18 protein-coding genes and 1 pseudogene are annotated in these 19,115 nt (G+C 52.0%); 7 read left to right on the top strand and 12 right to left on the bottom strand.

Going from position 1 to position 19,115, the window contains the following annotated elements; genetic code table 11:
- Nucleotides 1–58 precede the first annotated feature (58 nt).
- Nucleotides 59–796 (top strand): 1-acylglycerol-3-phosphate O-acyltransferase, encoded by a 738-nt coding sequence (gene plsC / locus J4728_RS11625; RefSeq protein ID WP_000965730.1) that lies wholly within the window; start codon nucleotides 59–61, stop codon nucleotides 794–796.
- 73 nt (nucleotides 797–869) lie between these two features.
- Entirely contained in the window at nucleotides 870–2,282 is a 1,413-nt protein-coding gene (ftsP, locus tag J4728_RS11620; protein ID WP_208211775.1) for a cell division protein FtsP, read from the top strand.
- Between the two features lie 44 nt (nucleotides 2,283–2,326).
- On the opposite strand, the gene J4728_RS11615 is transcribed toward ftsP, so the two are convergent.
- Genes J4728_RS11615 through J4728_RS11605 form a run of 3 tightly spaced genes read right to left on the bottom strand, consistent with a single transcriptional unit; the run spans nucleotide 2,327 to nucleotide 5,153 of the window.
- Complete coding sequence (locus J4728_RS11615; protein ID WP_000345261.1) at nucleotides 2,327–3,634, bottom strand: TRAP transporter large permease; 1,308 nt, start codon at nucleotides 3,632–3,634, stop codon at nucleotides 2,327–2,329.
- Nucleotides 3,635–3,644: 10 nt separating this feature from the next.
- A complete protein-coding gene (locus tag J4728_RS11610) occupies nucleotides 3,645–4,127 on the bottom strand; it encodes a TRAP transporter small permease (protein WP_001221828.1) in 483 nt (160 codons plus the stop codon).
- A 42-nt stretch (nucleotides 4,128–4,169) separates the two neighbouring features.
- Nucleotides 4,170–5,153 carry a TRAP transporter substrate-binding protein gene (locus J4728_RS11605; protein WP_000799367.1) on the bottom strand — a complete coding sequence of 328 codons (984 nt, stop codon included), beginning with the start codon at nucleotides 5,151–5,153 and terminating at the stop codon, nucleotides 4,170–4,172.
- Nucleotides 5,154–5,639: 486 nt separating this feature from the next.
- Here J4728_RS11605 and J4728_RS11600 point away from each other — a divergent pair, with 486 nt between their 5' ends.
- Nucleotides 5,640–7,811, top strand: coding sequence for a YgiQ family radical SAM protein (locus J4728_RS11600; RefSeq protein WP_208211773.1), 2,172 nt, complete (start codon nucleotides 5,640–5,642; stop codon nucleotides 7,809–7,811).
- A 201-nt stretch (nucleotides 7,812–8,012) separates the two neighbouring features.
- The gene (locus J4728_RS11595; protein WP_000525384.1) at nucleotides 8,013–8,207 is read left to right on the top strand and encodes a hypothetical protein; all 195 of its coding nucleotides are present in this window, start codon (nucleotides 8,013–8,015) and stop codon (nucleotides 8,205–8,207) included.
- Between the two features lie 157 nt (nucleotides 8,208–8,364).
- Here the strand turns inward: J4728_RS11595 and J4728_RS11590 are convergent, their stop codons facing one another.
- The 4 genes and pseudogenes from J4728_RS11590 to yqhD all read right to left on the bottom strand — a co-directional run bounded on the left by J4728_RS11590 (nucleotide 8,365) and on the right by yqhD (nucleotide 12,612).
- On the bottom strand, nucleotides 8,365–8,820 hold the full coding sequence (locus J4728_RS11590; protein ID WP_000128242.1) for an HIT family protein: 456 nt from the start codon (nucleotides 8,818–8,820) through the stop codon (nucleotides 8,365–8,367).
- Between the two features lie 44 nt (nucleotides 8,821–8,864).
- Nucleotides 8,865–10,350 (bottom strand): annotated as a pseudogene (locus J4728_RS11585) (DASS family sodium-coupled anion symporter).
- Between the two features lie 165 nt (nucleotides 10,351–10,515).
- The gene (gene dkgA / locus J4728_RS11580; RefSeq protein ID WP_000013100.1) at nucleotides 10,516–11,343 is read right to left on the bottom strand and encodes a 2,5-didehydrogluconate reductase DkgA; all 828 of its coding nucleotides are present in this window, start codon (nucleotides 11,341–11,343) and stop codon (nucleotides 10,516–10,518) included.
- Between the two features lie 105 nt (nucleotides 11,344–11,448).
- Nucleotides 11,449–12,612 carry an alcohol dehydrogenase gene (gene yqhD, locus J4728_RS11575; RefSeq protein WP_001058722.1) on the bottom strand — a complete coding sequence of 388 codons (1,164 nt, stop codon included), beginning with the start codon at nucleotides 12,610–12,612 and terminating at the stop codon, nucleotides 11,449–11,451.
- 192 nt (nucleotides 12,613–12,804) lie between these two features.
- Between yqhD and J4728_RS11570 the strand changes: the two genes are divergently transcribed.
- Entirely contained in the window at nucleotides 12,805–13,704 is a 900-nt protein-coding gene (locus J4728_RS11570) for an AraC family transcriptional regulator (RefSeq protein WP_024133738.1), read from the top strand.
- A 63-nt stretch (nucleotides 13,705–13,767) separates the two neighbouring features.
- On the opposite strand, the gene yghB is transcribed toward J4728_RS11570, so the two are convergent.
- Both yghB and metC read right to left on the bottom strand, forming a co-directional pair.
- Nucleotides 13,768–14,427: a DedA family general envelope maintenance protein YghB gene (yghB, locus tag J4728_RS11565; RefSeq protein ID WP_000268444.1), complete on the bottom strand. Its 660-nt coding sequence runs from the start codon at nucleotides 14,425–14,427 to the stop codon at nucleotides 13,768–13,770.
- 139 nt (nucleotides 14,428–14,566) lie between these two features.
- Nucleotides 14,567–15,754 carry a cystathionine beta-lyase gene (gene metC / locus J4728_RS11560; protein ID WP_000130262.1) on the bottom strand — a complete coding sequence of 396 codons (1,188 nt, stop codon included), beginning with the start codon at nucleotides 15,752–15,754 and terminating at the stop codon, nucleotides 14,567–14,569.
- 251 nt (nucleotides 15,755–16,005) lie between these two features.
- On the opposite strand from metC, the gene exbB reads away from it, so the two are divergent.
- Complete coding sequence (exbB, locus tag J4728_RS11555; protein ID WP_000527859.1) at nucleotides 16,006–16,740, top strand: tol-pal system-associated acyl-CoA thioesterase; 735 nt, start codon at nucleotides 16,006–16,008, stop codon at nucleotides 16,738–16,740.
- Nucleotides 16,741–16,746: 6 nt separating this feature from the next.
- Nucleotides 16,747–17,172, top strand: a complete 426-nt coding sequence (exbD, locus tag J4728_RS11550; RefSeq protein WP_001251476.1) for a TonB system transport protein ExbD — start codon at nucleotides 16,747–16,749, stop codon at nucleotides 17,170–17,172.
- Nucleotides 17,173–17,284: 112 nt separating this feature from the next.
- Here exbD and J4728_RS11545 read toward each other — a convergent pair whose 3' ends face one another.
- The 3 genes from J4728_RS11545 to J4728_RS11535 form a co-directional block, all read right to left on the bottom strand.
- Nucleotides 17,285–18,169 (bottom strand): SDR family oxidoreductase, encoded by an 885-nt coding sequence (locus tag J4728_RS11545; protein ID WP_000019032.1) that lies wholly within the window; start codon nucleotides 18,167–18,169, stop codon nucleotides 17,285–17,287.
- Nucleotides 18,170–18,292: 123 nt separating this feature from the next.
- Nucleotides 18,293–18,697: a hypothetical protein gene (locus J4728_RS11540; RefSeq protein ID WP_000665657.1), complete on the bottom strand. Its 405-nt coding sequence runs from the start codon at nucleotides 18,695–18,697 to the stop codon at nucleotides 18,293–18,295.
- On the bottom strand, nucleotides 18,684–19,094 hold the full coding sequence (locus J4728_RS11535) for a hypothetical protein (RefSeq protein WP_000936440.1): 411 nt from the start codon (nucleotides 19,092–19,094) through the stop codon (nucleotides 18,684–18,686). Before J4728_RS11535 ends, J4728_RS11540 begins: the two co-directional genes overlap by 14 nt.
- Nucleotides 19,095–19,115: the final 21 nt, after the last annotated feature.

The raw sequence follows: 19,115 nt of genomic DNA, 5'->3' as shown, positions 1-19,115 counted from the left end.
CCTAACCTGAATTTCAGGTGACGTAGAATGCCGGGCTCTTAGGCCTTCAGAGGTTGTTATGCTATATATTTTTCGTCTTATTGTTACCGTTATTTACTCCATTCTGGTCTGTGTTTTCGGTTCTATTTACTGCCTTTTCAGCCCACGTAACCCAAAACACGTGGCGACGTTTGGACATATGTTCGGCCGTCTGGCCCCGCTGTTTGGCCTGAAAGTGGAGTGCCGCAAACCCGCCGACGCGGAAAACTATGGCAATGCTATCTATATTGCTAACCACCAGAATAATTATGATATGGTCACGGCGGCGAATATTGTGCAGCCGCCAACGGTGACGGTGGGGAAAAAAAGCCTGCTTTGGATCCCGTTTTTTGGGCAACTGTACTGGCTGACCGGTAATCTGTTGATTGACCGTAATAACCGCGCCAAAGCGCATAGCACCATTGCGGCAGTGGTTAACCATTTTAAAAAGCGCCGTATTTCTATCTGGATGTTCCCTGAAGGTACGCGTAGCCGGGGACGCGGTCTGCTGCCGTTTAAAACCGGCGCGTTTCATGCGGCTATCGCGGCTGGTGTGCCGATCATTCCTGTCTGCGTTTCCAACACCTCTAACAAAGTCAATCTAAACCGCCTGAACAACGGACTGGTTATTGTGGAAATGCTGCCGCCAGTCGATGTCAGCGAATATGGTAAAGATCAGGTTCGCGAGCTGGCGGCCCACTGCCGTGCGTTAATGGAGCAAAAAATCGCGGAACTTGATAAAGAGGTTGCGGAACGTGAAGCGACCGGTAAGGTTTAAGCAGCCTTACTCTGTTATTGTAGAAATCATTTTTTCAGGCACAACTCTTTAGCCTGTTTTACATGGAGCTTATATGTCATTCAGTCGGCGTCAGTTTCTTCAGGCATCGGGAATCGCACTATGTGCAGGCGCGATTCCCCTCAGGGCGAATGCTGCCGGTCAGCAACAGCCGTTGCCTGTTCCGCCGTTGCTGGAGTCCCGTCGCGGGCAGCCGTTGTTTATGACGCTACAGCGAGCGCACTGGTCCTTTACGCAAGGCACGCGCGCGCCGGTCTGGGGAGTGAACGGTCGTTATCTGGGGCCGACAATCCGCGTCTGGAAAGGCGATGACGTTAAACTCATCTATAGCAACCGCCTGGCGGAAAATGTCTCCATGACGGTTGCTGGTTTACTGGTGCCGGGGCCGCTGATGGGTGGCCCGGCGCGTATGATGTCGCCGAACGCGGACTGGGCGCCGGTGTTGCCGATTCGTCAGAGCGCCGCCACGCTGTGGTATCACGCTAATACGCCTAACCGTACCGCGCAGCAGGTGTATAACGGCCTGGCCGGAATGTGGCTGGTCGAAGACGACATCAGTAAAACGCTGCCCATTCCGAACCATTACGGCGTGGATGATTTTCCCGTCATTATCCAGGATAAACGGCTGGATAACTTTGGGACGCCGGAGTACAGCGAACCGGGAAGCGGTGGTTTTGTCGGCGATACGCTGCTGGTGAACGGCGCGCAAAGCCCCTATGTCGAAGTGTCCCGCGGCTGGGTGCGGTTACGGTTGTTGAACGCCTCGAACTCGCGGCGCTATCAGCTTCAGATGAGCGATGGCCGGGCGCTGCATGTGATTTCAGGCGATCAGGGCTTTTTACCTGCGCCGGTTTCCGTCAAACAGTTGTCACTGGCGCCCGGCGAGCGACGTGAAATTCTGGTTGATATGACCAACGGCGACGAAGTCTCGATCACCTGCGGGGAAGCGGCCAGCATAGTCGATCGGATTCGCGGTTTCTTTGAGCCTTCCAGTATTCTGGTTTCGACCCTGGTGCTGACGTTACGGCCAACCGGATTGCTGCCGCTGGTGACCGATAATCTGCCGATGCGTCTGTTGCCGACGGAGATCATGAGCGGCGCGCCTGTCCGCAGTCGGGACATCAGTCTTGGCGACGATCCGGGGATTAACGGCCAACTGTGGGATGTGAATCGCATTGATATTACCGCCCAACAAGGCACCTGGGAGCGCTGGACGGTACGCGCCGATATGCCGCAGTCGTTCCATATTGAGGGCGTCTCTTTCCTGATTCGTAACGTCAACGGCGCTATGCCGTTCCCGGAAGATAGAGGCTGGAAAGATACCGTCTGGGTGGATGGGCAAGTCGAACTGCTGGTCTATTACGGTCAGCCGTCCTGGCCGCACTTCCCGTTCTATTTCAACAGCCAGACGCTGGAAATGGCTGACTGCGGCTCGATTGGGCAAATGCTGGTGAATCCAGCGTCGTAAAGCGTCCGAGTACGGGTCTGAATAGCGCAGACCCGTCAGGGTTTTCAGGAAGGAGCAAACAGCGTGGGAAGCAGCAGACTCAACTGCGGGAAGTAGCAAATCATCGCCATGACCACAAAGAGTGCCAGAAACATCGGTAATAGCGGTTTGACGACTTTATCAATACTGATTTTGCCGATACTGCAACCGACGAACAAAATAGTGCCTACCGGGGGCGTACACAGTCCGATGGTTAAATTGAAAACCATAATAATGCCAAAATGGACAGGGTCGATTCCCAGATGTTGAGCAATGGGAAGGAAAATAGGCGTAAAGATTAGAATAGCCGGGGTAATATCCATAAACGTCCCGACGAGTAACAAAATGAGATTGATAATCAGCAAGATGACCCATTTATTTTCGGACACGCTGGTAATCATTTCATTAATCAGTTCAGGAACATCAGCATTGGTCATCGCCCATGACATTCCCATTGAGCAGCCGACCAGTAAGAGAACAATAGAGCTGGTTACTACCGAATCCAGCAGAATATCGCGCAACTTACTCACATTAATTTCTCGATAAATGGCCGCCAGCGCCAGGCTATAGATTACCGCGATCGCAGAGGCCTCTGTTGGCGTAAATACGCCGCCGATAATGCCGCCGATAATAATAAATATCAGCAACAGGCTGGGCAATGAATCGCGGAATACCGACAGAAACTGCCGCAGGTTGATGCGTTCGGCAACCGGGTAATGGTGGCGATGGGCATACAGCGCCGCTACCGTCATTAAAGCCAGCGCGGTTAAGATGCCGGGCAGGTAGCCCGCCAAAAACAGGGCGGCGACAGAGGTGCCGCCGCTAGCCAGCGAATAGACAATTAGCACGTTGCTGGGCGGGATCATCAGGCCAATCGGCGCCGAAGCGACGTTGATCGCCGTAGAGAACGCCGGAGAGTAGCCCTCTTTTTCCTGTAATGGCGACATGATGCCGCCCACCGCGGCCGCAGAAGCGACAGCCGAGCCGGATATCGCGCCAAACAGGGTGTTCGCCAGAATATTGCAGTGCGCCAGCGAACCGGGAAGGCGGCCAACTAACGCCTGAGCCAGATTCACCAGGCGCCGGGCGATTCCCCCGGTATTCATGATATTGCCGGCTAACACAAAAAAGGGGATCGCCAGCAGCGTAAAGCCATCGAGACCGACAGTCATTTTTTGCGAAATAACCGAGATTGCCGCATCCGGGGGAAGAGCTATCAGGATTGAGAATAAGGACGACAGCCCGATAGCGAATGTAATAGGAACGCCGACCGCCAGCATAATGGCAAAGCTGCCAAATAAAACAATTATTGGGTAAATATATTCAAAGTCCATATATCCCTCGTTAGCGAAGATGGCGCTGATGATAATTATCAATAACGTTCACAATGGTGTAGTACACCAGGATGACGCCGCTAATCGGCATGACCCAATAGACTTTATCCATAGGCCATTTTAATACCGGGGACATTTGGCTGACGTGCGCCGCTTTTTCAACAATAATATCACCGCCGTACACCATAAAAATCAGTGCGAACACGGTAATAATCACCTGAATGATACTGTCGAGCACGAGGGCGGGCGTTCGGGAGAGTTTTTGCGCTAACAAATCGATAGCTAAATGTTTTTTTAATCCGGCGGTATAGACGCCGCCTAACAGAATCATCCACATAAAAAGAATCTGGGTGAATTCGTCGAGCGTGCTGCTTGGCGCGTTGAATATAAAGCGCGCCGCCACCTGCCAGGATACGCAGGCAACCATGACCGCCAGAATAATACAGCAGCACCCGGCCAGTATTTTGTTCAGTGCATTGGTGAGTATTCGCATATTACATCCTGTAAAGGGCAGGAGAACCCTGCCCGGGCAGATTTACATATTCTCGATGTATTCCAGATCCTTCGCTGACTGAGCGTCTTTTGCGCGGAACTCATCAAACAAGGGCTTAACACGCTGTTTGAACGCGGATTTATCAATATCAACAACAGTCGCGTTCATGGCCTTCATGCTCTCATAAGCCTCTTTTTCCGCGGCGGGCCAGATGACATCTTTCATTTGCTGCATGGATTCATCTGCGGCTTTATATAACGCTTTCCGCTCTTTATCGCTCAATTTGTTAAGTACTTTGGTACTGATGACCAGGACATCCGGCACCATCGTGTGCTCGTCGCGGGAATAGAATTTCGCCACCTCCGCATGACGCATATCGGCATAAACCACGGGGTTGTTTTCGCCGCCATCGACCACGCCTTGCTGGAGCGCGGTATAGAGTTCGCCTTGCGCCATCGGCGTCGGCACACCGCCGAGCGCTTTCACCATCGCGATAGCGCTGGGGCTTTGCTGCACTCTGATTTTCATACCGGCTAAATCGTCGGGTTGAGTGATGGGCTTACCAGCGTAAAAACTGCGGGCGCCGCCGTCGTACCAGGTTAAGCCGACGAAGCCTTTGCTTTCGGAGGACGCGAGAATGCGTTTCCCTAAGTCGCTTTTCAGTACGTTGTAGTAGTGATCGCGGTCGCGGAATAAAAACGGCAGGCTAAACACGCTATATTCCGGCGCAAAAGACTCCAGCGATGCCGCATTGACTTTCACCATTTGCAGAGCGCCGGAGTTCATCAATTCCAGCGATTCACGTTCGTTGCCCAGCGTGGCGTTGGGGTAAATACGAATATTTAATTCGCCGTCCGAATAGGCTTTCGCTTTATCGGCCAGATAGCTCATCGCTTTGTGAACGGCGTGGCTTTTATCCTGATTGTGGCTCAGTTTCAGCGTGGTTTTGGCGAGCGCTGGAAATGCCAGTAGCAAACAGCCGGCCAGTAATACCGCTGATGTTGTGAATGAACGTGTGTTTTTCATATCTGCTTCCTTATAGGTTGGGATTCCTGTGGTTATCGTTGATTAATTAATAACCTGCTGATACGTAAGGTGTTGCGTTGGGGAAAGGCGTGGTGATGGTGTTCTTTATCCCCTGAATTCTGTCAGCCAATTTAATTTAATCAATAGACCAAAGAAAGAGATCTGGTTCACAGAAGAAAGTCATGGTAAAAACAGTGTCGTGAGCAATTCAGCGAAGTTTTTTTATATATTGCTGATAATGTGATGTTTTTTTACTTTTTGTTGTTATGGCGATACTGCGTTTTTAGACGTGGGTATAATTAATTGCATACCAATTTGAAGATATTCATAAGACCAATTTCAAACACCTCAGGCCAGGCCGTTGAAAGTTGTTTCTATTTCGCGCCAGCCCTGCATATAAGGCGATAATCTCCTTCATTTTCGCTATAGATACGGCTTATAATCCCGACCTTTGATTATTTTTTTGCCAATCGTTTTGGAAGCAATATGAGCGCTATCTCCCTGATCCAACCGGATCGCGACCTTTTCTCCTGGCCGCAGTACTGGGCCGCCTGCTTTGGGCCGGCGCCGTTTTTGCCGATGTCACGTGACGAGATGGATCAACTTGGCTGGGATAGCTGCGACATTATTCTGGTAACCGGCGACGCCTACGTCGACCATCCGAGCTTCGGCATGGCGATTTGCGGTCGTATGCTGGAAGCGCAGGGCTTCCGCGTGGGGATCATCGCCCAGCCGGACTGGAACAGCAAAGACGACTTTATGCGTCTGGGAAAACCGAACCTGTTCTTCGGCGTCACCGCCGGCAACATGGACTCGATGATCAACCGTTACACCGCTGACCGTAAGCTGCGCCACGATGACGCCTACACCCCAGATAACGTCGCGGGCAAACGCCCGGACCGCGCCACGCTGGTCTATACCCAGCGTTGCAAAGAAGCGTGGAAAGATGTCCCGGTGATCCTCGGCGGCATTGAGGCCAGTCTGCGCCGTACCGCGCATTACGACTACTGGTCTGATACTGTGCGTCGTTCAGTGTTAGTCGATTCCAAAGCCGACATGCTGATGTTTGGCAACGGCGAGCGTCCGCTGGTGGAAGTGGCGCACCGTCTGGCAATGGGCGAAACCATCGATCAGATTCGTGACGTGCGTAACACTGCGATTATGGTTAAAGAAGCGCTGCCAGGCTGGAGCGGCGTCGACTCCACTCGTCTGGACACGCCGGGTAAAATCGATCCAATTCCCCATCCCTATGGCGAGGATCTGCCGTGCGCGGATAACAAGCCGGTCGCGCCGAAAAAGCAAGAAGCTAAGGCGATTACCGTGCAGCCGCCGCGTCCGAAGCCGTGGGAAAAAACCTATATCCTGTTGCCATCCTTTGAAAAGGTGAAAGGCGACAAGGTGCTGTACGCCCATGCGTCGCGTATTCTGCATCACGAAACTAACCCTGGCTGCGCGCGGGCGTTGATGCAAAAACACGGCGACCGCTATATCTGGATCAACCCGCCCGCCATACCGCTCTCCACTGAAGAGATGGATAGCGTGTTTGCGCTGCCGTATCAGCGAGTGCCGCACCCGGCTTACGGCAATGCCCGTATTCCGGCCTATGAGATGATCCGCTTCTCGATCAATATCATGCGCGGCTGCTTTGGCGGCTGCTCTTTCTGCTCGATCACTGAACATGAAGGGCGCATCATTCAGAGCCGTTCAGAAGACTCTATCATCAACGAGATCGAAGCGATCCGCGACACGGTGCCGGGGTTTACCGGCGTGATCTCCGATCTGGGCGGTCCTACCGCGAACATGTATATGCTGCGCTGTAAGTCGCCGCGTGCGGAGCAGACCTGTCGTCGCCTGTCATGCGTCTATCCGGATATCTGTCCGCATATGGATACTGACCATACGCCGACGATCAATCTTTATCGCCGCGCCCGTGAGCTGAAAGGCATTAAGAAAATCTTAATTGCCTCCGGCGTGCGCTACGACATCGCTGTAGAAGATCCTCGCTACATTAAAGAGCTGGCAAGCCATCATGTGGGCGGCTATCTGAAGATTGCGCCGGAGCATACTGAAGAAGGTCCGCTGTCGAAAATGATGAAGCCGGGTATGGGCAGCTACGATCGCTTTAAAGAGTTATTTGACCTTTACTCTAAACAGGCCGGAAAAGAGCAGTATCTGATCCCATATTTTATCTCCGCGCATCCGGGCACGCGGGACGAGGATATGGTGAATCTGGCGCTGTGGCTCAAGCGCCACCGCTTCCGTCTGGATCAGGTGCAGAACTTCTACCCGTCGCCGTTGGCAAATTCGACCACCATGTATTACACCGGCAAAAACCCGCTGGGTAAAATTGGTTATAAGAGTGAAGATGTGCTGGTGCCGAAGGGAGACAGGCAGCGTCGCCTGCATAAGGCACTGCTGCGTTATCACGATCCGGCGAACTGGCCGCTGATTCGCCAGGCGCTGGAAGCGATGGGGAAAAAGCATTTGATTGGCGGTCGCCGTGAGTGTCTGGTGCCTGCGCCGACCATTGAAGAGATGCGCGAAGCGCGTCGCCAGAATCGCAATACCCGCCCGGCGTTGACCAAACATACGCCAGTGGAACATCAGCGGCAGGGGCTTGCCGCTAATAAGAAGCGCGGGAAAGGCGCAGGGCGTTAATTACCTTTGAATCTGTTGCTTCTGGAAGCTAATGTTTCCGGAAGTAACAGACATCTAAATATATTGTGTCGGTCTTTAGTAATTGCTAAATTACGGGGGCTTTATATTTTATTTAAATATTATTGATTGTATAAATTAATTATATATTACCTTAATGATTAAGGCATGATGCTTGTATACAGCCCCAGAGGAGGGGATATCATGGGTATGATTATTATTCCCTGTTTTATCGTAATTGCTATAATAGCTGTTGTTATATTCATAATGGCTATTAAAGCATGTAGTATGGAAAAACGTGAAGACAGGCAAATGACTCTTGCAGGGATAATTTTAATGGGTGTTATTGCCGCTATTCCTGGATGGTTTTTGTACGAAATATTTAGCCATGCGCCGTAATATTTAACCTACCAGGGTTGATATATTAAAATAGATAAGAAGTATATAATCTAAGGTATAATGCCTGATGGCGCTGCGCTTATCAGGTCTATGAATAGCACAGTTTTGTAGGCCGGATAAGGTGCTTACACCGCCATCCGGCAGAAGTGCTCCGTATTTATGCCTCACGAATTCTGGCCGCCAGCGCGGCCAGTTTTTCATCATCAGCCCGTTCATGATCGTGTGACGACAGATATCCTTCATACTGTTCGAAAAATTTATTCTGCCGCGATTCAATCGGTTTCCAGTGGGTTAAATCGCCAGTACCGTGCATGGGGCTTAATTTACTGTGCACATGGTCTACGCCGAAACCTTCGAAGAACATTCCCGTACGACTGACATCCGGGAAAGCCTTATCCAGTTTCTTAGCCACTTTTTGGGTCGCCAGCATCAGGTCCGCTAACGCCTGCGGCGGTAGATCGAACGCGTAGCTGGGGTAATGTTTTTTCGGGATCACTACGGTAAACCCATCGGTATTCGGAAAAATCGATAAAAAAGCCAGGTGATGCTCATCTTCCCAAACTTTATGACAAGGTGCTTTACCTTCAACTATTTGACAGAAAATGCAGGTCATTCCATTTCTCCGTTAACCGAGGGGCTTATCGATGCGTTAAGCGTTTAATACAACCCTAACACTTTCCACCATGCGAGGCCGACTGTCAAAAAGACCGCCTGATTAAAGAGACTGATAATAAATCCCGTTCGCCACCAGACGCCCGTCGGTACATAGCCGGCGCCAAATAGAATGGGGCCGCGTGCGTGGGTATACTGCGTAAGAGAGCAGTACAGGCTGCTGGTAAACGCCAGCATGAGCGCCATCGGCGCCGCCGGGATATTCAGATGCAGACCGACACCCAGAAACACCGCATACAGCGCGGCGATTTGCGCGTTGCCGCTGGCGAAAAAATAGTGGGTATAAAAATAGGCTGCGTTAAGCAGCAGCAGGATGATTATCCAACTGGTTCCATGCATCGTACTGCCGATGCTGTCGCCAATCAGGTTGCCAAACCAACTGGTGAATCCTAGTTTCTTCAACTGGTTAGCCATCATCAGCAGCGCGGCAAACCAAATCAACGTATCCCAGGCGCCTTTTTCGCTTTTAACGTCTTCCCAGGTGAGCACGCCGCTCAGTAATAAAATCGAGAGACCGACAAAAGAGGCCGTCGTGGCATCCACGCCGAGCGAGCTGCCAAAAATCCATAGCACCAGCAACACGCCGACGGTCGCCAGCATGAGCCACTCGCCGCGCGTCATACTGCCCATTTGCGCCAGCTCTTTGCGCGCCAAATCCGGCGCATCCGGCGTATGTTTAATTTCCGGACGCGTCAGCCAGTAGACCAGCAGCGGGACGATAAGAAAAGAGACCAGGCAAGGCAGGAGCGCGGCGATAAACCAGCTTCCCCAGCTCAACGTAACGCCGGCGTTCGCCGCCAGTTTTACCGCCAGCAGGTTACCCGTATAACCGGTCATAAACAGTGCGGCGGTGACGTCGTTAACATTGCCAATACAGGTGATCAGAAAGGTGCCGATTTTGCTGCGAGACTCATCTTCCGGATGTGAATCAAAGCTGCGCGCCAGCGAGTCGGCGATCGGGTAAATCACGCCGCCGCAGCGCGCGGTGTTACTGGGCATCGCGGGGGAGAGGATCAGATCGGCAAACGCCAGACCATAAGCCAGACCCAGCGTTCGTTTACCTAACAGACGGATCATTTGTAGGGCGATACGCCGACCCAGCCCGGTTTTGATAAACCCACGGGCAATCATAAAGGCGACGACGATAAGCCAGATCAGCGAACTGTTCAGCTCGCTCAAGGCCGTGGTAATCGCGCCGCTGGCCGTTTTGTCGCCGGCAGCATAGGCGAGCGCAAAGACGGTGATACCAATAATACCGACCGCGCCAATAGGCAGCACTTTCGCCACGATAGAGGCGATCGTCGCGACAAAAATAATCGCGGAATGCCAGGCCGGCGCGCTTAACCCGGAAGGGGGCGTTAGCTGCCACAGTCCGGCGGCGATAACCAGAATAAGAATAAATGGGAGCCATTTGACGCCCTGAGATTTTTTTTCCGCCACAATCACACATCCATAAATATTTTATATACATTAAGTAAATTGATAATAATCATGAATAAATATTCACAAAATCAGAATAATTCTGCGCTTGTGTGTGGGGGAAATATACTGTTAAATGCGCGTAATTGTTTCTTAATATTTCGAAATGAAAAAAAGCCCGACGACATCGTCGGGCATGGCGTGCGATAAATCCGGCTTAACCGCCGAACTGATCCGGATCGGGGCCGAGGCGTTTTCCTTGATCCAGTTTTGCGATCTCGCCTAATTCATCTTTATCGAGACGGAAATCCCAGACAGCAAAGTTTTCCGCGATACGGGAAGGGGTGACGGATTTCGGAATGACGACCAGCCCGCAGTCCAGATGCCAGCGAATAACAATCTGGGCAGGCGTTTTGCCGTATTTATCCGCCAGTTCGCGGATCACTTTCTGATCGAATACGCCTTCGCCGCCCTGCGCCAGCGGGCTCCAGGACTCGGTCTGGATTTTATGCGTCGCATTCCACGCATGTAGCTGGCGCTGTTGCATCAAGGGGTGAAGCTCGATCTGGTTGATCACAGGGGTAACGCCGGTTTCATCGATCAGACGCTGGAGGTGATGGATCTGAAAGTTACAGACCCCGATACTCTTTACCAGCCCCTCTTTTTGCAGCGCGATCATGCCTTTCCAGGCGTCGACATAGTGATCGATAGCCGGTACGGGCCAGTGCATCAGATAGAGATCGAGATAATCAAGCTGCAGTTTTTTCAGACTCTCCTGCAGGGCTTCGCGGGGACGTTTTTGATCGTCATTCCACAACTTGGTGGTGATAAACAGCTCTTCCCGCGCTACGCTCGCTGCTTTTAGCGCTTTGCCGACGCCTTCTTCATTCTGATATGCTGTGGCGGTATCAATCGATCGATAGCCCACCTCCAGCGCTTTATGAATCGCCGCGATCACCTCTTCATTGCTTGCTTTCCAGACTCCCAGCCCAAGTTGTGGCATTACGTTGCCATCCTGTAGCCTGATAATGGTTGGATTAGCCATGATGTGTTCCTCTTTTAATTGGCTCGCCGGAGTCGGGTCCGGCGAGACTAAGTGACTTAAGTCTGGGCGAAATGGCCAAAAACGAAAGTCAGAGGCGAAAAAACCTTAGCGCGCCGCTTCATAAATCCGACGGCTGACATCCAGCGTAATATCCTGATTTTCACCTAAATTTGTGCATCCATGCGCCTCAAGTTTAGCCAGTAGCGCCGGAATAGTGCTGCCATCCAGACCGTAATCGGACAGACGGGTAGGCACGCCCATCTGTTCAAAGAAACGGCGGGTGGCGGCAATGGCGGCATCAATACGCTCGTCGTCGGAACCGTCGGTGATATTCCATACACGTTCAGCATATTGCAGGAGTTTTGCACGTTTAACGTCTCGTTTTTCGTTCCATAGCGCAGGCAGAATGATAGCCAGCGTCTGGGCATGATCGAGACCGTGCATCGCGGTAAGCTCATGGCCCAGCATATGCGTCGCCCAGTCCTGCGGAACACCAGCGCCAATCAGGCCATTTAACGCCTGAGTAGCGGCCCACATCACGTTAGCGCGGACGTCATAGTTTTCAGGCTCTTGCAGCGCTTTGGGACCTTCTTCAATCAGTGTGAGTAAAATGCCTTCGGCGAAACGATCCTGAATTTTGCCGTTAACCGGGTAAGTGACGTACTGCTCAACGGTATGGACGAAAGCATCCACGACGCCGTTCGCAACCTGGCGCGGCGGCAATGTATAGGTGTAGACCGGATCCAGTACGGCAAACACCGGTTGCACGAACGAGGAGTGGAAGGCCTGTTTGTCGCCAGTGGTTTTACGGGAAATGACTGCGCCGGCGTTCGATTCTGAGCCGGTTGCCGGTAGGGTTAGCACAGACCCCATCGGGATTGCGCTACGAATCTCAGTACCGCCGGTTTCCAGAATGTGCCACGGATCGACGCCGTCCGTATACTGCGCCGCTGCGGCGATAAATTTGGTGCCGTCCAGTACGGAACCGCCGCCAACGGCCAGCAGGAAGGTAATATTTTCGTCGCGCACAAGCTGCACGGCCTTCATCAGCGTTTCATAGGACGGGTTCGGTTCAATACCGCCAAACTCCCGAACATCCAGTCCTTTTAACGCTTCCTGAACTTGCGCCAGTACGCCGGTCTTTTTCACGCTACCGCCGCCATAGGTAATCAGCACGCGGGCGTCCTGCGGGATCTGATCGCGAAGATCGACGATAGCGCCTTTACCAAACAGAATGCGGGTAGGGGTATGTAATTTGAAATTGTTCATTGCTCATTCCCTTATGTGGGTAAAAAGAGGGCAGGCGGCTGTCTGCCTGATGGTCATCATTGTGGTCTTGTGAGGGATGTCTCTCAATGCACATTTCTGCCAATGTTTTGCCTATTTCTCCAGAATGCTGGAGAAAATCGCTAAAAATGCGCACAATCCAGCGGAGTGGATTTGATGAAAAAATGGCGCGTTATGAATCGTGAAGCAATTTGCTTACAGTTGGCGGATAAAATTAATCATTTAAAAAATAATGATAAAATAATCAGCGAGCAGCTGGCGGGCATTCGTCTGTTGTATGGTGTTGAACCGGGGCCGCGCACGCCGGTCATGTATCAGCCTGGCATCATATTTCTCTTTTCCGGCCATAAAATTGGCTATATTAACAAGCGCAAGTTTCGTTATGACGCTAATGAATATCTTTTACTGACCGTGCCGCTCCCTTTTGAATGCGAGACCTGGGCGACGCCGGAGGTACCGCTGGCCGGTATTCGGCTCGACATTGATGTGCTGCAACTGCAAGAGTTGCTCATGGACATTGGCGAAGATGAGCGTTTTCAGTTGCCGATGGCGGCCAGCGGGATTAACTCCGCCACGTTGTCGGACGAGATTTTATGTGCGGTGGAAAGATTGCTGGATGTGATGGAGCGCCCGCTGGATGCGCGGATTCTGGGAAAACAGATTATTCGCGAAATTCTTTATCATGTGCTGATGGGACCGCGCGGCGGGGCGCTGCTTGCACTGGTTAGTCGCCAGACGCACTTTAGCCTGATCAGTCGCGTACTTAAACAGATCGAAATGAAATACACCGAGAACCTGAATGTTGAGCAACTGGCGGCAGAAGCGAACATGAGCGTGTCGGCGTTTCACCATAATTTTAAGGCGGTCACCAGCACCTCGCCGTTGCAGTATTTAAAAAGCTACCGACTGCATAAAGCGCGGATGATGATGATTCACGACGGTATGAAGGCCAGCGCCGCGGCGATGCGGGTCGGCTATGAGAGCGCATCGCAGTTTAGCCGGGAGTTTAAACGTTATTTTGGCGTTACGCCGGGCGAAGATGCGGCAAGAATGCGGACAATGCAAGGGAGCTAAGTGGGGCATCCCGCCACGGGTCAACGAAGCGTAACCGGGCCATCCTGGCCGATTATGGATACGTCAGGCGTTACAGTATTTCTTTTTAATCACCACGACCAGCGTACCTAACAGTCCGGCGACCAGTAGCGCGACGGGAAGGATCATTAAAAATGTCATTACCTGGTCTTCATGGCGCTTAACAAACGGGATCATACTGAGCGCGTAGCCGAAGCTGGTCACGACAGTCACCCACAGCAGGCCGCTTAACCAGTTAAAAAACTGAAACCGGCGGTTGGACAGGCCGGAAATACCCGCCATTGTTGGCAGCAGAGTGCGGACAAACGCCAGAAAGCGCCCGGCAAGCAACGCTAACAAACCGTGGCGGTCAAACATGCAGGTGGCGCGCTGATGATATTTTGCCGGAAGCTGCGCCAGCCAGCCTTTGACGGTACGCGTATTACCGAGCCAGCGTCCCTGGATATAACTTAGCCAGCAGCCGAGACTGGCCGCGGTGGTGAGAATGCCAATTGTCGGCAAAAAATGCATCACATCCTGGGCGATCAACGCGCCTGCCAGTAGCAGCAGACTATCGCCAGGTAAGAATGATGCTGGCAGCAGACCGTTTTCTAAAAATAGCGTGGCGAACATGACAAAGTAGACGACGCTAACAACGTGTGGATTCGCCAGCGCGGCAAAATCATGTTGCCAGAGCGCAGCGATAATATCTTGAATGACAGCCATGAACTTTCCTGTGGAACAGCATTTACGCTTTTATCTGCCTATTGTACTCCTGAATCGTCCGGGATGCCTTGATCCCGGACGCAACAAACGCAGACTTTTCCACGGAAATTGTCTGCATATATGTCCATCCCCGGCAACTTTACACAATTCTGGCGAAGCCGGCGGCTAAATCAGCGATCAAATCATCAACACTCTCTAAACCAATATGCACCCGAACCAGCGTACCGGTAAAATCTACGCCGCCTGCGGGACGAATCGCGGCGATCTGTTCCGGCTGATTAGCAATAATCAGCGATTCGTAGCCTCCCCAGGAGTAGGCCATACTGAACAGCGAAAAGTTATCCAGATAGGCTGATAATTCTGCCTCGGTCAGCTTTTTATTGAGCACAAAGGAGAACAGGCCGCTGCTACCTGTAAAGTCTCGTTTCCAGAACGCATGACCTTTGCTACCCGGCAGGGCCGGATGATTAACGCGCGCGACCTGAGGATGGTTCGCCAGCCATGCGGCGATTTTGAGGCTGCTTTCTTGATGCTGGCGCAGTCGGACACCGAGTGTGCGCAGACCGCGGCTGGTCATATAAGCCGTGTCGGCGTCGAGCATTTGCCCCATCAGATAGGCGTTTTCCCGCAATTGTTCCCAGCAGCGCGCATTTGCAACGGCAGTACCGACCATCGCATCAGAATGACCAATCAGATACTTAGTGCCCGCCTGGATAGAGATATCAATATCGAATTCCAGAGCTTTGAACAGAACGCCAGCCGCCCAGGTATTATCAATCATGATGACGGCTTCTGGCGCGACGCGTCTGACCGCACTGACAATGCTCGGAATATCATGTACTTCCATGGTAATAGAACCGGGGGATTCCAGAAATACGACTTTCGTGTTCGGTTGAATATGTTGCGTGATATCAGCGCCGATGAGCGGGTCGAACCAGCTTGTCGTCACGCCCAGTTTGCCGAGAATTTTGCTGCAGAAATCCTGGCTGGGTTCATAGGCTGTGTTGGTCATCAGGATGTGGTCGCCCTGCTCAACGAATGCCAGAATGGTGTTGGCAACCGCCGCCGCGCCGCACGGGAAGAGCGCGCATCCGGCGCCGCCTTCCAGTTCACACATGGCTTCCTGGAGCGAAAAGTGGGTCAGCGTTCCCCGGCGTCCGTAAAATAATTCGCCGTTGGCGAGATTGCGGGTAGCGTGTTTTTTGGCCTCGACGGTGTCAAACACCAGTGAAGAAGCGCGTTGAATCACACTATTCACTGAGCCAAGCGTGTATTTTTTGCTGCGTCCTGCGTTTACCAGTTTGGTATCCAACTGTTTATCCGTCATGTTGCGTTTCCTGATTTTAACCGTCTGGATGTCTAAACTAGCATGAATATAACCATCTGCACCCTGGCGACGTGTGATACAGATGAAAATTTTGCCAAAATAAAAACAGGTGGCTTTTTTAATGCGTAAGCGCAAAGAAAAAGCAGTAAAGGTGCGGCAGTATGTAAATAGTAATGAGAACGACTATCAATTCGACGCCGTTTTGATATTATTATGCTCAGATTTTGTGATTTGCGTCCTGGAGATACAGAGTGGGTAATAATTTGATGCAGACGGATCTCTCCGTCTGGGGTATGTATCAGCACGCCGATATTGTCGTGAAGTGCGTGATGATTGGTCTGATTCTGGCGTCAGTCGTCACCTGGGCTATCTTCTTCAGTAAAAGCGTTGAATTTTTCACTCAAAAGCGCCGCTTAAAGCGCGAACAACTGCAATTAGCCGATGCGCGCTCTTTAGATCAGGCTTCCGACATTGCGGCAGGTTTCAGCGCAAAAAGCCTCAGCGCACAGCTCATCAATGAAGCGCAGAATGAACTGGAACTCTCTCAGGGCAGCGAAGATAACGAAGGGATTAAAGAACGTACCGGCTTCCGTCTGGAACGTCGCGTCGCAGCGGTGGGCCGCTACATGGGACGAGGCAACGGTTATCTGGCGACGATCGGCGCCATTTCCCCCTTCGTCGGGTTGTTTGGCACCGTATGGGGCATTATGAATAGCTTCATCGGTATTGCGCAAACGCAGACCACCAACCTGGCGGTGGTTGCTCCTGGTATTGCGGAAGCGCTGCTGGCGACGGCGATTGGGCTGGTAGCCGCGATCCCGGCGGTCGTCATTTACAACATCTTCGCACGTCAGATAGGCAGTTACAAAGCGACGCTGGGCGACGTGGCGGCGCAGGTATTGCTGCTGCAAAGCCGCGATCTTGATCTGAATGCGAGCGCCAGTGCGCAGCCGGTACGCGCCGCGCAGAAATTACGGGTAGGGTAATGCGTCATGGCAATGCGTCTTAACGAGAACCTGGATGACAACGGCGAAATGCATGAAATCAACGTGACGCCGTTTATCGATGTCATGTTGGTTCTGCTGATTATCTTTATGGTGGCTGCGCCGCTGGCGACGGTGGACGTCAAGGTGAATCTGCCCGCTTCTACCAGTACGCCACAGCCGCGTCCGGAAAAACCGGTTTATCTGTCGGTGAAAGCGGATAACACCATGTTTATCGGTAACGATCCGGTGACGGATGATACGATGATTGCCGAGCTAACGGCCCTGACGGAAGGGAAAAAGGATACTACGATTTTCTTCCGCGCGGATAAAACCGTAGAGTATGAAACCCTGATGAAAGTGATGGATATGCTGCATCAGGCGGGCTATCTCAAAATTGGTCTGGTCGGCGAAGAGACCGCGAAAGCGAAATAAGTATTCTGCTGACGCTGTAGGCCGGGTAAGGCGAAGTCGCCACCCGGCTTTTTTATTGCCTAAAGTGGCGCCTTGCTTAACAGAATTGCGCCACCTTAATCGACTTCATGCGTTAGCCTAAATGCTCCCCGCCGCACACGCCGTGCACTTCTGCGGTAACGTAACTGGATTCCTGGCTTGCCAGATAGACATACACCGGCGCCAGCTCTGCCGGTTGACCGGCCCGCTTCATTGGCGTCTGCTGGCCAAACTGCGGAATTTTATCCTGTGTTTGGCCGCCGGAAATTTGCAGCGCTGTCCAGATAGGGCCAGGCGCGACAATATTCACGCGAATTCCTTTTTCCGCCACCTGTTTCGCCAGGCCGCGGCTGTAATTAAGGATTGCCGCCTTGGTTGCCGCATAATCCAGCAGGTGCGGACTGGGCTGATACGCCTGGATAGACGACGTTGTGATAATACTGGCGCCTTTTGGCAGCAGCGGAATCGCTTCCTGGGTTATCCAGAACAGGGCAAAAACGTTAACGGCGAAGGTTTGCTGAAATTGCTCGCTGGTCAGATCTTTTATCTCCGGGATTGCCGTCTGTTTACCGGCTACCAGCGCCAGAATGTCCAGCCCGCCCAGCGCTTCACGCGCCTTATGGACCAGCGAACGGGCGAAAGATTCGTCGCTAAGATCGCCTGGCAATAACACCGCTTTACGGCCGCACTCCTCAATCAGCGCTTTAACCTGCTGAGCGTCCTCTTCTTCCGCTGGCAGGTAGTTGATCGCGACATCTGCGCCTTCACGCGCGTAAGCGATAGCGGCAGCGCGCCCAATCCCGGAGTCGCCCCCTGTCACCAGCGCCTTACGATCTTTAAGGCGACCACTGCCGACATAACTTTTTTCGCCACAGTCAGGAACAGGCGTCATTTTCGCCTGGACGCCGGGCGCCGGCTGTTTTTGCTTAGGATACTCGCCGGTGTAATACTGCGTGGTAGGGTCGTATAGATGAGACATTGAGCTTCTCCCTTCAGGTTGAACACCCTTTAAGCGTAGACACTTTTACTACCGTAAGAGGGAGAATCAGAACGATCCTTATGCTTCGCCCGTATTCACAACAGAGTTAACTAGCCATGAAGGTTATTTTTCTTGCCGTGCGACGGTGGTGACGTTGCGCGTCCGGTAGTCGCCATCGGAAAGCTTACGCGTCAGACGTAGGGTTGCCGTCTCGCGAGCCAGCAGATGCTGCCAGTCACTTTCAAGACGAGACATAATTTTGTCTCGTAATTCAGGATGCTGCTCGATAATGGCATTGATGGTCGCGCCATAAATCTCCTCTTTGACCTGTAACGCATACATCTCTCGTCGGTTTTGCCACTTCAGGCGCACTAACGCCGCCGGTATGGATACCACCTCCTGCGTTACCTTTTCCAGGGTGGCATTTTTGCTGGCGATTAGTGCTGCAAGATTTTGCTTTAAGATAAATTCATCACTTTTATGGTTGTCTAAAGCCAAATAAACGTTATTGTCTTCAACTTCTTTCATCTTTATCTTCCAGTGAATAAAATAGCGGCATATTGGTTTCGCGAGTGATTAAATTAAGCCAAATGGCATTGCCTTTTTCATTTATCATTGCGGTTTTATCCGCCAGTATTTTACTTAGCATTTGGGCATCAATATCGCCTTCTGCCTGTAGTGCGTTTATCAGGCGGGCAAACGTTTCAATTTTAGCCACACAATACAGACGTTCTTTAATATGACGGTCGCGTTCTTCAAATAATACGTTTCTGTGTTGCCCGGCAGCGTTAGCGCTAATTAAAATATCGGGCTCGAAATCGCTGAGTTTTGTCTTTCCCTTAGGCAAATTTTTACTGTTTTCTGTGGCTTCAGGGGGCGGCGATGACAGGCGAAAATGAGAGGAAACCAGATGCTCAGGAAGCATGACTAAATATCCTTTACGATC

It is taken from the genome of Salmonella sp. 32070601201500089SM (assembly GCF_017573605.1).
In the GTDB taxonomy this organism is placed as follows: Bacteria; Pseudomonadota; Gammaproteobacteria; order Enterobacterales; family Enterobacteriaceae; genus Salmonella; species Salmonella enterica.
The sequence above is the reverse complement of the archived record's forward strand: the minus strand, read 5'-3'. Positions and strand labels throughout refer to the sequence as shown.